This is a genomic window from Flammeovirga sp. MY04 (assembly GCF_001682195.2).
GTDB classification, from domain to species: Bacteria; Bacteroidota; Bacteroidia; order Cytophagales; family Flammeovirgaceae; genus Flammeovirga; species Flammeovirga yaeyamensis.
Genome location: NZ_CP003560.2, coordinates 2,489,351 through 2,505,155 on the forward strand (window position 1 = coordinate 2,489,351; position 15,805 = coordinate 2,505,155).

Sequence of the window (15,805 nt, forward strand, 5' to 3'; positions counted from 1 at the left end):
AGTAAAGTTTCCACCTTACTCTTTAGAATATATTTTCGAGATTGAACTAAACCCACTCGTCTGTTTCAATCGCTTCAAGCACTTCCACTAGACCGTCGAAAGTATTAACGCCAACACTCACTTCAGATCCGCCTTTTAAGGCAATACCTTCAGGCGAAGCTTGATCCAAAAGATCATTTACTGTGTTTTCATCAAAACCACCACCGATGATCACTTTATACTCTTCAGTTAATGATTTAATTTTTGAAAAATCTTCTGATGATAAAGTATTAGAAAACTCTAGCACAAACGTATCTACATCTGCTTCCAATAATGCCATTTGATGTTCCACCGCATCAAAGTCTTCCACCTTAATTTTGTACATCAAAGACTTACCTTGACCCGCAAGTTCATTTACTAAAGCTGGATTGTCTGTAATTACTGACTCGATGGCATCATAAGCAGATAGATCTACATTTGCAGCATCATAGATTTCGCCTGCAAACTTAATTCCTGCCAACCAACTTGCAATTTCTTTGAACTTATCGGTAGAGACAAAACGAGGATGGTTTTCTTCAATCGGAAATCCAATCATTTCCACACCCATACCTGCACAATATCTTCCATCTCCTAAGTTATCCACATCGGACACATACACACGTGTTTTTAATCCCATCTTTGTATTTTTTATGGATGCAGCCTATTTAATCAGCTCAAAATAAGAATACTTTTTTTGCTGAAACATACTCTACCACATTCCTAGAATTTCAATATTTATTTCTATTTTTGCAAAGGTTATAAAATAGATTGAAAGGTGAAAATTAAGTATTCATTTTTATGTCTTAAAACCCTCGATCTATTTAATTTTTAGTAATATAAACACCCTAAAATAGATACATATGCCAGTAATTGATGCTAATGATAGCAATTTCAACACACTTATCAGCGAGAATGATAAAGTTGTCGTAAAATATTTTGCAGGATGGTGCGGAAGCTGTCGTTTATTTAAACCAAAATTTAAACGACTATCTGGCGATGAAAGGTTCGAAGGAATAGCATTTTTAGATGTAAATGCAGAAGAAAGTCCTGAAGCTAGAGCCTTGGCAGGTGTAAACAACCTTCCATTTTTTGCCATCTTTAAAGACGGTAAATTAGTAGAAGGCGGACCAATGTCTAAAGAAGACGCCGTTGTTGAACTTATTGAAAAATTGAAATAATGAAGATTCCGGTAATTAAAAAATTGGTCGAGACCTATAGTCTTGAGCAACTTCAAGCAGCTGAAGAAGCACTTGCTGAAGAATTAACTCCAGAGATTAACATCGAAGGAGAAGATGAAGGCGAACAACTAACACATGCTTTCGCTGCCATTTGGATTAAGGAGAAAGTAGAAGCTGGAGAGGAATTTAAAACCGCCTTAAGAGCCTATACTCAAATGGTGAGAGGAAGTATCTCATAGAGTTTAGAAAACATTTTTAGATAAAATAAATTATAATAATAAGACTATGGCTTTAGAATTTATAGAGGCACTAGAAAAAACAATTAAGGATAGACACGAGAATCCTTCGGATACATCCTACACTAGTAGCCTTTTTGCTAAAGGAATTAATAAGGTAGCCCAAAAAGTTGGAGAGGAAGCAGTCGAACTTGTTATTGAAGCAAAAGATGACAACGAAGATTTATTCTTAAATGAAGCCGCTGACTTATTATACCATTATATTGTATTATTAAGAGCAAAAGGTTACAGCTTAGAAGATGTGACTAAAATTTTAGAACAACGTCACAAATAAATTGGCTTCTGAAGTAGCTTTTTATTATCTTATTCTTATCTACAGAATAACATAATTTGCCCTACTACTTTATACAGATGAAGACCCTAGAAAACCTATCATTTCACAATATCACGCTCATTGAGGACTACTTTGATGGAAAGCTATCACAACACGAAACAGAAAAGTTTCTCAGACGACTAATCTCTGATGCAGAACTTCGAGAAGATTTCGATCTTGTTATAGAATTAAGCCCTCAAATGGTCACTTGGTCATTAGACAAAAAACGTAGAGTTCGCTTAGCTTTCTCTACGAGACACTATGGTGCGGCTGCATTACCGAGCAAAGGTAATTTAGCAAAGGATCTTGTGGCTTATGGTACGGCAACTGTTGCCGCTGCTGGATTGCTGGTTTTCATCTCCGGATTATTTGTATTTCTAGCCTCTTAGGAAAAATATAAAAACTAAAAAGCCTATCCTCTGAAAGGATAGGCTTTTCTGAAAACGAAAAATTATATATCTGATTATTAGCTTTCCTTTTCTGGAAAAAGAACAGAAGAAAAGCATATATATTATTTGCTTTTAATCGATTCGCTAATCTTTGATACAAAAATAAATAAACGTAACAGTAAATAAAAGCGAAATTTCGCAAAACATTATATTTTTTACTAAATCTGTCCTAATTTTACAGTTATTATCTATTTATGCTGAAAAATCAGAACTTTTTTAGAGTAACTTTATAATAATTCGTAGATTGATAGAAATAAAACACCCTACACCTGCGAAAATTCAAAGTTCTATTTTGTCGTTGTAGATAATATAGACTGCAATCATTTAACCAAGTGCGAAAGAAGCCAAGCCTGTGATTTTAGAGGAAAATATCCGTCTCATATTCGGACTAAAAATCCGTATGTATAGACAAGAAAATAATTTTTCATTATCGGAGTTAGCCAAGAAAGCCGAGATGTCTGTTTCATATATCAATGAAATTGAAAAAGGAAAAAAATATCCAAAAAGGAATAAAATTACAGCTTTAGCCTCCTCTCTTGGTGTAAGTTATGATGAGTTAGTATCACTCAAAATTTCCAAAAAACTTGGTGCTATCTCCAAGCTTTTAAATTCCAACATCCTTCAAGAATTACCTTTAGATGTTTTTGGTCTAGAACCAAGAAACCTACTAGAGTTAATGTCTGATGCTCCTTCAAAATTATCGGCCTTCGTCAATACTATCGTTGAAATTTCTCGTAACTACAACCTTACGGTAGAGAATTTCTATTTCTCTGTATTAAGATCGTATCAAGAAATTCATGATAACTATTTTGAAGATATTGAAAAAGCAGCTCGTGAATTTAGAAAAAAGCAGATCAACGACGATGAACCTTTAGAACAACAACTCTATTCTTACCTCAGAAATTACTGTGGGTATGAAATTGATGATGAGTCTTTAAGTGAACATCAAGCGTTGGATACTTTCCGATCGGTCATTAAAATGAGTGACGATGGTATTCCAACCTTAATGATCAATAAAAAGCTGAATTCTAGACGTAAAACTTTTATTTACGCTCGTGAAGCGGCTTTCCAAGTATTAGGTATCAAAGAGAGATCTTTGACGTACTCTTGGATGAATGTGAAATCATTCGATATGCTTTTCAATGATTACATGGCGACGTATTTTGCTGGTGCTTTATTGATTCCTGAAGATAAAATCATTGAAGATGTAAGGGAAATTGTAGAAAGCAGAACTTTCTCTTTCGATGGTTTCATCGATTTGATTCTTAAGCACAATACTTCTCCAGAAACATTCCTATATCGTCTTACTAGTATTCTTCCTAAACATTTTGGTTTAAGTAAAATATTCTTCTTACGATTGGATCATATTCCTGGAAGCAATAAATATACACTTACAAAAGAACTTCACTTAGACGGTCTTCATAGCCCTCACGGAACTGTACTTTCAGAACACTATTGTAGAAAATGGGTGTCGCTGAAAATCTTTGAAGATCTAGAGAAAAACAGAAAAGAAGGTATCGACCAAAAATACCTTTGCGATGCACAGGTTTCTCGATACATTACTTCTGGAAAAGAGTATTTCTGTATCTCTGTGGCTCGTGCCCTTCCTTTAGTTGACGAAACTATTGATACAAGTATCACGATTGGCTTCTTAATGAACGACGACTTTAGAAAGAAGACCAATTTATGGCAATCTGAAAAAGTAAGAATGGAGTTCGTGAACGAAACTTGCGAAAGATGTCCATCAGTGGACTGTTCAGTTAGAGCTTCTGAAGCGGATGTTTTAAAGAAACATCAACAAGAAAAGGAAAGAATTACTGCCTTAGAATCAATTTTAGGAAAAGGAGTTGTATCTTAGTAAGATAAATGCTTTTTATTTTAGATGAATATCATCTTCAATGTTAATAATTTCCTATTACATTTGAAGATTGTTATTGCTCAAAGCCTTCTCTAAATTGATAAGAAACAAATTCATATACCTATTTTTTATCTTTTTATTTCATTTCCTAACATCCAATAATTTGGTTGCTCAGGAGAAGAAATACCCTTTTGCTTTTAGAGAAGCCACCTATCTTGAAGCCATCGACGCTATTGCTAAAATGTGTGAGGTCAACTTTATCTACAGTGATGACAACATCCCTATGGTAAAACGTATTAATTTCAACAAAGAAGCCTCTTTGGTCGAAATTCTTCACTATATGTTTGATGGTAAATTCCTCGATTTCCGAATTGATGACGATGATGTCATCGTCACCGTTCGTAGAATACCTCTTGATTCTAAAGAAGGCCGACGAATGGCCAAATATACCGTTAGTGGTATTGTTCGAGAGAAATTCACCAACGAAACCATTATCGGTGCTTCCATTTATTTTGACGACCTCGATATCGGTACCGTGACCAACGTCGACGGTTTCTTCTCTATTTCTGTCCCTCTAGGAAAATATAACATTCGCATCAAATCTTTAGGGTTCCAAGGAATTGACACTGTTATTCAAGTCAATAAAGAATACCAACTCAACATGAAGTTGGATGTTCGCGAAACCAAACTCAAAGAAGTCCTTATCCTTTCCAGTAACTCCGAAATTTATGATGGTGTGCTGGAATTAAGTAATATCACAAAGGTATCTCCGGAAATCACGAAAGAACTCCCTATGATTTTAGGGGAAGGTGATGTGATTAAATCATTACAATTGATGCCAGGCTTTAAAAGTGCCAACGAAGGAAGTAGCGAACTATCTGTAAGAGGAGGTAGAACTGATCAAAACCTATTTCTCATTGATAATGTACCCATATACAACGCGACCCACAGTCTAGGGTTCTACTCAATTTTTAATACCAACTCCCTTAAATCAGTTAAAACCTATAAAAGTGGATTACCTGCCCAATACGGAGGTAGAGGATCTTCTGTAATCGATGTGCATTTAAGAGAAGGAAACAGTCAGAATTATAATATTTCTGGAGGTGTAGGAACAATATCTGCGAACTTAACATTGGAAGGCCCGATAAAGAAAGATAAATCGTCTTTTATTATATCAGGTAGAAGACCCTACACCGATTTATTTCAGATAAGTGGTGAAGGTTTAAACTCCATTCTATTTTATGATTTAAGCACGAAGCTAAAATTCCAATTAGACGAAAAGAATACCATTACAACATCAGGTTATTTTAGTAGAGACCGATTAGCCTTTGAGGATGTATCAAGTAGTGAGTGGGGAAATAACACTGCAAACGTGACTTGGACTTCCCTTCTATCATCAAAATTATACAGCAATCTAAGTTTATGGTACACCCATTATAATGTCTCAAACATTATCAATTCAGTACCCGAAACAAGTTATAGAACATCCTATACCATCGACGATCTTGGTTTAAAATACAACCTTGAACATTACCTTACTCCTTTCCTTACTTTAAAAGGTGGAGTGGAAAGTATGTTCCATTTATATAATTCGGGGGATATCACTCCCTACGATCAAGAAAGTATTATTACGCCTACAGAAGCACAAGACATTCGGTCTTTAGAAAGTGCCGGATATTTTGATGTGGAATGGAACATTGCTGATAAAGTGAAATTAGGTATTGGTGGTCGTTATTCTAGGTTTGATAATTTCAAAAACAAAAGAGAATATATCCCTATTGCTACTCCTTTAGGAACAGCAGACACTCCTACGACCACAGCATTGCAAGATACAATCTACAATGAGGGATTACAGATAAATAACACTCATCACAACTTTGATCCTAGATTATCGATTAGTGTTGGACTAACCAAAACACAATCGGTTCGATTGGCCTACGACCGCATGTCGCAGTATGCCCAAGAGTTAAACCTGTCTACATTACCAAGTAATGCCGGGGTTTGGGTACCCGCGAATGAGGACATTAATCCGCTGATCAATAATCAATTCAGTATTGGATACATCAATAAAATAAAAGACGGAGCTTTTGATATTTCTTTGGATGCCTACTATAAGGATTCTGAAAATATATTAGAACTAAAGCCAAACGGTCAGTTTGTATCTCCAGATAATTTATTAAATGATGTCTCCACAGGTATTGGCAGAAGCTATGGTTTTGAGACTTTGTTTAGAAAAAGAAAAGGAACGGTAACTGGATCCATATCTTATACTTGGAGTTATTCTCAAATGCAAGTAGACGGTATTAATAACAACAATTGGTATGCAACCAATCAAGATCAAAGACACGTTTTTAATATCTTGGCTTCCTTCGAAATTACGAAGCAGATTCAGTTTTCGGCGGTATGGAATTATGCTTCAGGTCGACCATTTACATCACCGATAGGAAAACACCATAAAGATGGGTATGTGATTCCTATTTATGGCGACAGAAATGCAGCCCGTTTACCGAGCACGCATCACTTGGACATCTCTCTTACTTTCTATAGAAAAATGCATGAGCAGAAACGAAACGAGAGTAGTTTCAATTTTTCTATTTATAATGTGTATGCTAGAAAAAACACTTATTCATACATATTTAGAAGTAATAGTGTAAATCCGGAGCAATTAGAAACCGTTAAAGTCTATTTGTTTAGTATATTGCCGTCATTCAGTTATAACTTCAAGTTCTAACAATGAGGCTAAGAGACATATTACTATTCTTTTTACTTTTATTTCTATGGGGTTGCGAAGAACCCATATTTCTAGATGTTCCTACAGGAGCAACTCGAACAATCATAGATGCAAATGTATCAGAAAGTAGTTCTTTATCTAGGATCGTACTATCGAGGTCATTGCCCTTTAACGATACCACATCTTTTCCTCCGATCGAAAACGCATCCGTAGTATTATTCCCTACCAATTTTGGTACGAATACCTTTCCTTTTACCTATGAAGGCACTTTTAGCTTTGGAGCGTTATATGTCCCTCAAAACCAAATTCGATTAATTCCTAAGCAATTCTATACGCTTAACGTCTTCCTTCCTGGTAACGAAGTGGAACAAGATACCCTATTTCAGGCACAGGTAAAAGTACCTACAGAGGTACCTATTGACCGTATTTCATTTCGAGAAAGTGATCAGAATTATATTGTAAGAATACACTTTACCGATCCCGAAAAGGAACAGAATTACTATAGTTGGAGGGTTTCTCAAAAGATAAACGGACAGTTTGTATTACTTACTCCTACCCGAATTCCATTAAGTACCGATCAAGGGATTGATGGAAAAAGTGTGTTTGTGGAATATCCGTTTACTTCCTTTAGTACTTTGGATACCATACAGGTACATTTAAAAAGTATCGATGCTTCCGTCTATAATTATTATGTGGCGGTAAATAACTTAATCGAAGCCTCTGGAACGAACGCTTCGGTAGAGAACCCACCTTCCAATTTTGCATCTACGGAGGCGGGTCAAAGTCCATTAGGTTTTCTTTCTGTTGAATCGGTTTCTGATTCTGAAGTTTTTGCAGTAATTGATTCCCTTACGAATAAATAGCTTTTTCTTTTTTCTTGTTTTCCTGCTTTTTCAGTATCCTCTCCACAAATTTCTTGATGTTGAAAGCGAATCTCAACAATTTAGGAGCGACTACTTTCAATACCTTTTTTCTTACCACACCACTTAATACAGGCAATAACAACCAATACAAAGTGGTTAAGATGTTCTCGAAATCCATCAAAGAAAATAAAGCGATGACATTACTTCCCCATAAGATGATATCGGAGAGTAAGTACCAAAGTTGTCTACTCGACCCTAGTTTATAAAAGGCAAATTCAACTTCATACCAATGCCTTTTGCTCACATTTTCTAGCTTTCTGCTGTATAGGTTGAAATCGGCATCACTAATATTCGGAAAGTAATTGATCACATCGGCATCCAACTGTATCAACGTAGAAAAGGCATACGGCTTCCCATTTAAAGTAAAAGGGGTATGAATCGTCACCCCTCCTTCTTCAAAAGAATTCCATATTAACTGTGCCGCCTCTTTGGAGGCTTTTAAGGATTGTAATTTTTCTTCAGCTTGTTGAGAAGTTATCATTTACGCTATTTTTTTCCGAATAAAGAAGAAAATGCTTGTCCTGTTAAATCGGCCAACACCTTAAACAAAGAACTCCAATGTGCGGTCGCTTCATTGGTCGAACTTTGATGGAAATTCATGACCATATTTCTTAATTCAGGGGGAAGGTGTACAAACTTAGGAGTTAGATAAGAAGTAACGTCTCCATCAATTTGGACCACGGTCTGAAGCAAGACTTGTTGAGTGCCTAATTCCCATGCTTTTCTTATGGCGGTAATCTGATCGGTATCTAATTCTAGATTCGGAACGGTATTCATTTCCTGAAGGGTAATGTCGTTGTTCCAAGCATGCGATTTCATTTGTGAAGGAAACGGATTCAATGCATCGTTCACTCCTCCTTTATCAAATTCTTCGGCAAAGCCTTCCTTCCTACTTTTTATTTCGGAAGCGTATTTTAGTCTTTGATTCTTAAAAAGCCCAATCATTCCAGACGACTGTCTTTCGATACGATAAAGCATTTGAATCCTGTTTTTCAGAAATTCCAACTCTTCATCAGATTGCATTTTACTTTGAAGTCCTTCGTAATAATTTTTTCCTTTTACAGCAGCGTGCTTCACTTCAATAAATGAATATTCCCCTGCCCCTGTGCATTGCAATACCGTTTTCTCAAAGCCATTCTTATCGGTCTGAGGTGAAGCAATAGGAGCCTTCACAGCCACATCGTATTCCAATAATACTTTTCGATAACGCTCTATGATATCTCTTAAAGCCACACGTTTGTTCACAGGCATTTTTGCCCCTGTCGTGTTTTCTTTAAAGATGGTATTTACCTCTAAGGTGAGAAGTTCGCTTGCTAAAGATTTTAAAGAATTCTCCATTGATCAGTTATTGTTTAGGCGTATCGTCGCCTTCATCGGCTATTTGATTAAAATCGTCTGCAGGTGCTTCAAAATCTATGGCTTGATCTGCGGGAACATCTGGAATTTCGGGATGCACTTCTGCTGCTGCCTCGAAGGTTGGTGGTGGAGGTACCGCTTCCACAGGATTAAACGATGCTTCCTGAGCCGTATAAGCTGCTGCCGAATGTTGTGTTAGCTGAGGTTGAGAAGAGTAATTCTCCGGTGCAGAAACAGGCACATTCACCCCTTTAGTTTTTTGATACAATTCAAAAAGACTGTAAATCGCTCGGATATTATCGTTAATGATTTGATGACCGTGTGCTTCTTTTTGTGCATGGAAATCTCTTACCCAAGCATATTTATCCTGAATCAAGCTTTCACTTACTTTAGAGGTAATGTCCCCTTTAAGTAAATGAATCTCACTACTCATCACTTTAAACTCTGAATTATCCTCTTTGATTACTTCATCCTTCTCCCCTTCCACTTTAAAGTCTCCAACAATGGTTTTTACCTCTAAAGTCACTAGGTTGTTGATGTAGTCTTCTATATTATTGACGAATCTTGAAAAAAATCCTTTTTTATCTTCTGTAGACATATCTAATTTTCGTAATTATTAGTGGGTTGATGGTCTAATTGTGTTTTTCAACCTAATAAAGTTGATTGAAATTGATGAAAAATCCAAAACCTTGAAATAATCTATTCTTTTAGGATTTACTCACAATTAATATTGCGTTCAACATATTATATTTGTCTCTTTAAAACAATATTGAAAAAATATCAATCATTATAGAATTTCACTCATGGCTGAAATAACAAAAGTTCTTGATAAAGAGTTTGTTCCGTTTATTAGTAGAGAACAAATTGCTGAACGTATCCAAACTTTAGGTGAAGAACTAACTGCGGAATACAAAGAAAAAGAGGTTCTTTTTGTAAGTGTTCTAAACGGTGCTTTTATGTTTACCTCTGATCTAGTAAAAGAAATCAAAACTCCACTTGAAATTTCTTTTGTGAAATATGCTTCTTACGAAGGTACTTCGAGCACAGGTAAAGTGAAACAACTGATTGGTTTTAATGCTGATCAAGTAAAAGGTAAGCATATCGTTATTGTAGAGGATATCGTGGATACAGGACGTACAATGCAAGCGTTAATCCAAGACCTAGAAGGAATGGAACCTGCTTCTGTAAAAGTAGTAGCGTTATTGTTCAAACCTGAAGCATTAAAAATTCCTATTACAGTGAATTATGTAGGTTTTGAAATCGATCCTCGTTTTGTGGTAGGTTACGGTTTAGACTACGATGGTTTCGGAAGAAACATTCCAGAAATCTTAGTACTAAAAGATAAATAAATATTGATTCGAATTTAACCTAATACGTAAATTCACTTATCAATACATAAATAGCAAAGGTGATATTCATTATGAGTATCACCTTTTCTTTTTTGCACAAAAAAACACCCTAACATCATAGATATTAGGGTGATCTGAACTTAACTCTCTCTCAATTTTTTTCACTTATCTACTAAGCGTATTCATCTAACTTCTGATTATATATACTGTCTTAGTTGAAATATTGTTTCAATTCAAACAAATAAAAATCTAAACATATTTAAATGCTGGGGTTTGGGTATAAAAAAACGTATCAATAACCCAGGAATGAATTCCTGGGCTTTTGATACGAGATGAGATCGAAAAGTAAAATATTAATTTTTAAAAGAAATTTTTTGTTCATGAATTCGTTAGGATATTACATCGTAAAGTCTGTACAAGAGAAAGCTTTGAAATTTATTTATATCTATATCTCGTTGTATTCTTATCTCCAATTTTTTCAATTATTCCATTCTTAACAGCAAAATTCAGATCACGGCTTGCGGTTGCTGAGGATATTTCCTTGAAATTCTTTAAATAATCTTTTCGTTTAAAATAATCGTCTTTAACAATAGTCTTGAATAAATTAATCCGGTCAATATTAGTTAAGTTGATATTCTGAATACTCAATAATTCCTCAAGTGATTCGAGAATTATTTCAAGCATAAATTCAACGAATATTGTGGACTCACCCGACTTATCAGAAATAGCAAGCGATTCATAATATTTTTCCTGTTTTTCTTTTATCAATGTTTCAATTGGCAAAAACTCAAAAACAGGATAAGTTTCTTTTAAAATCAACGTTTGCCATAATCTACCCATTCTTCCATTTCCATCAATAAAAGGATGAATAAATTCCATTTCATAATGAAATACACAACTTTTAATTAAAACTAAATCATCATCATTTTTTATATAATCAAAGAGATCATTCATTAAAGGTTTAAGCATCTCACTAGGTGGAGCTATATGTGCTACCTTTGAACCTTTAACAATACCTACTGATTTACTTCTAAGTTTCCCGGCTGATTCTATAAGTCCATTCATCAAAATTCCATGGGCCTCACAAAAAGATTCAAATTTGTAGGGATCCAATTTGTCTAAATAGTCATAAACCGAAATTGCATTTTTAACTTCTAAAATGTCCTTTTTAGATCCAATTACTCTTCTATTTTCAATGATTGCTGTTATTTGCTCAATAGTAAGAGTATTCCCTTCTATTTCAAGAGATGAATGAATTGTTTTAATTCTATTTCTCTTTCTTAATTCAGTCGGTGGTTTATTTAAATGTGCAGAATTCACTTCACCAATCTTTTCAGATATCGAAGCTACTAACTTTAAAATCTTACTTGTTATTTTATAAGGTGGTTTCATTTACAAATATATTTGATAGTATCATATGATACTATCAAATATATAATTTATTAATCATTTTCCAATTGGTTTCATTCATATTCAATACCCAGGAATGAATTCCTGGGCTTTTGATACAAGATCAATTCTTAAATTTACGACTCACATCCTCCACCGTAAATTCCGTTTCCATAGAAATATGACGCACCTTTCCTTTTGCCGTTTTCAAAGCTTCCGTCACATTCACCTGACATACTTGCTGACCTTGATACGTCTTAAAAGAATAGCTCAGATTTTTTTAATCGACCACAGTAGTCCATGAAGTAATCTCATTAAATACTTTTGTCCCATTTTCTGTTTTAACTACCTCTCGTACAGAACCCACAGGGATATCAAAGTTATTCATTAAATGAAAAACTTGAGGTACAGCTAATGAGGCGGTTTCCTGATGGATGGCGGTTTGTGAGTAAATCGCTGCACGAACAAAACGTGAAGAAGGTGTTCCATCACCCGGTAAACCTCTTAAACCACTTCCTTCACCCGGTGCTCTTAGTTTTAGACCTGCAAAGTCGAATGGTTCTACATTGACTACAGAGAGGTTTATGTAATTATTTAGGTTGGTCATGTGCCAATCAAAAGTAGGTGAGTTCGTAAATACACCCAATGGGTTATCATAAATGACCAAAGTCTTATTTAATGGTTCTATGACCACACAGGCACCTGACTTATCATGAACAATAAAATGTGCTGGTAAGCTTATATTACCCAATACTTCTAAGGGGTTTTCGACTAGAACGACCTTATTAAAATTGGCTTTCACTTCTTCGACGGATGCAAAATTTGCCAACAACCAAGTGCCATAGTCTTCGGGAGCCATGGATACCTCGTACTTTGAGGAGTTAGGTTCGTTGTAACTCGCATATCCTGGAAAATAATGTAGTCCAACATATAAGCCTTTTTCGTTGACACCATCAGCGTGAATATCAAATCCAAATCCATTGGCACCGACAATTCCATACTTGGATGTATAAGAAATACCTTTTGATTTATCGGCCAATAAACTCGTATTTTTTTCCTGCAGGAATCACCAAGATGTCAGATTTTGGATCAAGGCCAAACTCTAAAGTTCTACCAACCACTACTCCACCGTCTTTGGCGATTAACCGTAAACTAGTACACGCATTGGAGTTGAATACTAACATTGCATTCATGCAAGAAACAGAAGTCCTGCTGTAATTTTAGTTTTCATAATTAATTTATTTTAGTCTGAGTAATAATAAAGGGAGTTTATGTTCTTTATTCTTTCTTGATGAGAGAAGCATTTGTTGAAAAAGAGTAAAGTTATGTTTTTGGTTTTAAAATTTTATTGGAAAATCTATTTCTGATTAAAGAGAGAGAAGCGGAGATTCCCTAGGGTAAATTAATGATTCTGTGATTTTTATCAAAGGGAAGGAAATAGGTTTATAGATTAATTAATGTTGGGTATGAAAGTAATATCATTAGCTACTCATAGTTTTATTACATTTCTATCAATTTTATTCACCCAAAGTTTTTTCGGAATAGTATCATTCATACTCCTAAAGAGATACAAATCTCCTCCATTATATGAATTACTGTCTTTATTATAAATCGCAAACTGAAAGCAATTATCACATTTAAAACGGCCATTATAAGTCAAATTAATTGTATCATTTATTATCTGATAAGTACCGTTACATTGATCAATACCAAAACAAGCATTACGATAAGTAAAACTATTATCATCGAAAAATTTCAAACTTGTTCTACAATTAGCGACTCCTTCATAAGAAGCATATAAACTTGGAATACGGCTTTCTTGAAATAGAGAAAGTACACCTGTTGGAAACAAAAAACAGATAATTAAAGTAAAATACATCAGCCCTGCTGTGATGTTATCTTTTCGGTCTTTGAATTTATCAAGCAACAATCGAAAAGTCCATATCAATGCAAAAAAGGCTAAAATCAAAAAGATAAAAACTAAGATTAGAGAAAAGACAAAATCTCCTGCACCAGGTAATTGTACCCAGAAATCGGATAAATTAACAGCAATTAGTAATGCTATAGATATTGTATTTAAAATCTTGTTTTTCATGGTTTGGTGTAACTCTTAATTGAAGCTTCTCTTTTGTTTATTTATTGCTATCGTAAAAATATTCGAGATAAACTTCAGTGATCAAGCAATTATAATCTATCAAAGACAATTATTAAAACATTCAAATAAGGCATTATTTATAGTATCAGAATTAATCTCATTTGCATTTAGTTTAATTTCCTTATCCGAAATTTCAGTAAACCCTTTTTCTTTACCTACTGTACCTCCATTCTTCATTGGGGTAAATTGTATTTCTGAGTTTTCGCGATAAACTTGAACTACCTTGGCATCCTTCATCTGACTTTTCATTGACTTTCTTCCCACAATTCTTTTGTAGTTTTCAGTCATCTTATTGTAGTCAAAATGCTTAACTTTCACCATTTTTGAAGCGTCTAGATGTTTCATTAAAAGTTCAAAAAAATTAATACTAGGCGTATCTTTTGTTACAACACTTACAATATCAGTTCGATTCCAAACCCCAGATTCCATTTTAAAATAAGTCTCAAATACAAAACTATCAGGATATTCAATTACTGAAATAAGTTGTTTGTTGTTCTTTTTATTTCTTTTTAAAAAATTAAACATGGTGAAGCTTACGATTTATTAAAGGTGTTATTATTTGGTCAGATTCATATATTCTATAAATAGCCTTTTATATTCTGTTTTTTCAAATCTAAAAGGACCTATATTTTTATAGTCAGAAAAGTCTATATCTAATTCAATATTATCTTCATCTCCAAATTCAGTCCAGATGATTTCTGTTTCAGTCTCAATTAATTTAAAAGTCGTTCCACCACATCCAATATCACCACATTCAGAACAGACAAATAACATGATCCTTCCACTTTTTAGCTCTTTATTTTCTTCTTCATTAAGAAACTGTCTAAAAAGACTTTTATTATAATCATTGCTTAATCCCCAACCTAAACTTCCAATTCTATCCGATTTCTCCATATCACAAATATCAAAAAGTGATTCTCCGTCGATTGAGAAATCGTAGAATGAATTTTGAGTTCTTGGACAAATTCTGGTTTTAAAAGATAGTGTGTTCATTTGTTTGTGTTATTTCAAGTCATATCAACTTCTTTACTTTGAAGATATATCAATATGTCTTATTTATAATTTGATACTGAAAATAAAGATGGTTTTGAAGTTTCCCTAAGTAGTTCTATCAGTACTAATATTCATATTTATAATTAAAGTATTGAACTTCTTCATTGTAATGTTCCATTACATTGAGAAAGTCTTCGAGTGTCTTGATTTGTTTTACTTCAAATGCTCATCGTTTGATAGGTTATAATACTTAGACCCAATTAAATAGTGATTAAAAATAAACCCTTATAGAGATCTTTCAATCAAAACTAGGATTATTGTATACGTGGTTGGTTTTCCAACCTCACGGCTTCCAAATTTATCATGTATGCTTCAATTAATTTTGCAAAAAAGCTTGATGTCATTGGAGAATTGTATGTTATATTTTCTTTTCTATCTGTGATGAAATAAGCAGCTGTTGTAATGGTATTGCTTTCCATTCTACCTAATGAAGGGTTATATGTAGATGTCGTACGATTAAGTTTATTTAAGTCAAAAACATATCTGTATTTTGATGTGTCTTTATACTTATCAGAATATATCTCATCTCTTAGTACAAATTCATATTTTCCATGATATTCACTTGATACATACCTTTTCATGTATTTATCATAGCTTTTTTTCCCAGTTATCACACATATTAGAGTAGATTCATCTTTCCCAAAATCTGCAGGAATAGCTTTATTTTCGGTTGTGATCTTTGAAATAGCCATTGATTTTACCATCCCTCCACAAGAGGTAAGTAAAAACGCTAAAGC

18 protein-coding genes and 1 pseudogene are annotated in these 15,805 nt (G+C 34.2%); 8 read left to right on the forward strand and 11 right to left on the reverse strand.

The window, feature by feature from the left end:
* Positions 1-46: 46 nt before the first annotated feature.
* Positions 47-655, reverse strand: coding sequence for a hypothetical protein (locus tag MY04_RS10015; RefSeq protein WP_066209240.1), 609 nt, complete (start codon positions 653-655; stop codon positions 47-49).
* Positions 656-878: 223 nt separating this feature from the next.
* On the opposite strand from MY04_RS10015, the gene MY04_RS10020 reads away from it, so the two are divergent.
* The 7 genes and pseudogenes from MY04_RS10020 to MY04_RS10050 all read left to right on the forward strand — a co-directional run bounded on the left by MY04_RS10020 (position 879) and on the right by MY04_RS10050 (position 7,706).
* The gene (locus MY04_RS10020; RefSeq protein ID WP_066209245.1) at positions 879-1,196 is read left to right on the forward strand and encodes a thioredoxin family protein; all 318 of its coding nucleotides are present in this window, start codon (positions 879-881) and stop codon (positions 1,194-1,196) included.
* On the forward strand, positions 1,196-1,435 hold the full coding sequence (locus MY04_RS10025) for a DUF6952 family protein (RefSeq protein ID WP_066209248.1): 240 nt from the start codon (positions 1,196-1,198) through the stop codon (positions 1,433-1,435). Before MY04_RS10020 ends, MY04_RS10025 begins: the two co-directional genes overlap by 1 nt.
* Positions 1,436-1,493: 58 nt before the next feature.
* Positions 1,494-1,766, forward strand: a pseudogene (gene hisE, locus MY04_RS10030) (phosphoribosyl-ATP diphosphatase); the annotation flags it as partial.
* 77 nt (positions 1,767-1,843) lie between these two features.
* Positions 1,844-2,194, forward strand: coding sequence for a hypothetical protein (locus MY04_RS10035; RefSeq protein ID WP_066209249.1), 351 nt, complete (start codon positions 1,844-1,846; stop codon positions 2,192-2,194).
* A 412-nt stretch (positions 2,195-2,606) separates the two neighbouring features.
* Complete coding sequence (locus MY04_RS10040) at positions 2,607-4,112, forward strand: helix-turn-helix domain-containing protein (RefSeq protein ID WP_257794090.1); 1,506 nt, start codon at positions 2,607-2,609, stop codon at positions 4,110-4,112.
* A gap of 163 nt (positions 4,113-4,275) precedes the next feature.
* The gene (locus MY04_RS10045) at positions 4,276-6,843 is read left to right on the forward strand and encodes a TonB-dependent receptor (protein WP_158297643.1); all 2,568 of its coding nucleotides are present in this window, start codon (positions 4,276-4,278) and stop codon (positions 6,841-6,843) included.
* A gap of 2 nt (positions 6,844-6,845) precedes the next feature.
* Positions 6,846-7,706, forward strand: coding sequence for a DUF4249 family protein (locus MY04_RS10050; protein ID WP_066209257.1), 861 nt, complete (start codon positions 6,846-6,848; stop codon positions 7,704-7,706).
* On the opposite strand, the gene MY04_RS10055 is transcribed toward MY04_RS10050, so the two are convergent.
* From MY04_RS10055 to MY04_RS28095, 3 genes are read right to left on the reverse strand one after another with little or no spacing between them, the layout of a single operon-like run.
* Positions 7,693-8,247, reverse strand: a complete 555-nt coding sequence (locus tag MY04_RS10055; RefSeq protein WP_066209259.1) for a hypothetical protein — start codon at positions 8,245-8,247, stop codon at positions 7,693-7,695. The genes MY04_RS10050 and MY04_RS10055 overlap by 14 nt on opposite strands.
* A 5-nt stretch (positions 8,248-8,252) precedes the next feature.
* On the reverse strand, positions 8,253-9,104 hold the full coding sequence (locus tag MY04_RS10060) for a hypothetical protein (protein ID WP_066209262.1): 852 nt from the start codon (positions 9,102-9,104) through the stop codon (positions 8,253-8,255).
* A gap of 7 nt (positions 9,105-9,111) precedes the next feature.
* Positions 9,112-9,720 carry a hypothetical protein gene (locus tag MY04_RS28095; protein ID WP_066209265.1) on the reverse strand — a complete coding sequence of 203 codons (609 nt, stop codon included), beginning with the start codon at positions 9,718-9,720 and terminating at the stop codon, positions 9,112-9,114.
* A gap of 205 nt (positions 9,721-9,925) precedes the next feature.
* Between MY04_RS28095 and hpt the strand changes: the two genes are divergently transcribed.
* Positions 9,926-10,471, forward strand: a complete 546-nt coding sequence (gene hpt, locus MY04_RS10070) for a hypoxanthine phosphoribosyltransferase (protein WP_066209267.1) — start codon at positions 9,926-9,928, stop codon at positions 10,469-10,471.
* A 435-nt stretch (positions 10,472-10,906) separates the two neighbouring features.
* Here hpt and MY04_RS10075 read toward each other — a convergent pair whose 3' ends face one another.
* The 7 genes from MY04_RS10075 to MY04_RS10105 all read right to left on the reverse strand — a co-directional run bounded on the left by MY04_RS10075 (position 10,907) and on the right by MY04_RS10105 (position 15,760).
* Positions 10,907-11,863, reverse strand: a complete 957-nt coding sequence (locus MY04_RS10075) for a Fic family protein (protein WP_066209270.1) — start codon at positions 11,861-11,863, stop codon at positions 10,907-10,909.
* 277 nt (positions 11,864-12,140) lie between these two features.
* The gene (locus tag MY04_RS10080) at positions 12,141-12,899 is read right to left on the reverse strand and encodes a linear amide C-N hydrolase (protein ID WP_158297644.1); all 759 of its coding nucleotides are present in this window, start codon (positions 12,897-12,899) and stop codon (positions 12,141-12,143) included.
* Positions 12,889-13,044, reverse strand: a complete 156-nt coding sequence (locus MY04_RS10085) for a hypothetical protein (RefSeq protein ID WP_158297645.1) — start codon at positions 13,042-13,044, stop codon at positions 12,889-12,891. The genes MY04_RS10080 and MY04_RS10085 overlap by 11 nt, the downstream gene beginning before the upstream one ends.
* A 305-nt stretch (positions 13,045-13,349) precedes the next feature.
* Positions 13,350-13,955 (reverse strand): hypothetical protein, encoded by a 606-nt coding sequence (locus MY04_RS10090; RefSeq protein ID WP_066209273.1) that lies wholly within the window; start codon positions 13,953-13,955, stop codon positions 13,350-13,352.
* Between the two features lie 99 nt (positions 13,956-14,054).
* Positions 14,055-14,540, reverse strand: a complete 486-nt coding sequence (locus tag MY04_RS10095; protein ID WP_066209276.1) for a hypothetical protein — start codon at positions 14,538-14,540, stop codon at positions 14,055-14,057.
* Between the two features lie 30 nt (positions 14,541-14,570).
* Positions 14,571-15,008 (reverse strand): hypothetical protein, encoded by a 438-nt coding sequence (locus tag MY04_RS10100; protein WP_066209280.1) that lies wholly within the window; start codon positions 15,006-15,008, stop codon positions 14,571-14,573.
* Between the two features lie 314 nt (positions 15,009-15,322).
* Positions 15,323-15,760: a hypothetical protein gene (locus MY04_RS10105; protein ID WP_158297646.1), complete on the reverse strand. Its 438-nt coding sequence runs from the start codon at positions 15,758-15,760 to the stop codon at positions 15,323-15,325.
* Between the last annotated feature and the right edge of the window lie 45 nt (positions 15,761-15,805).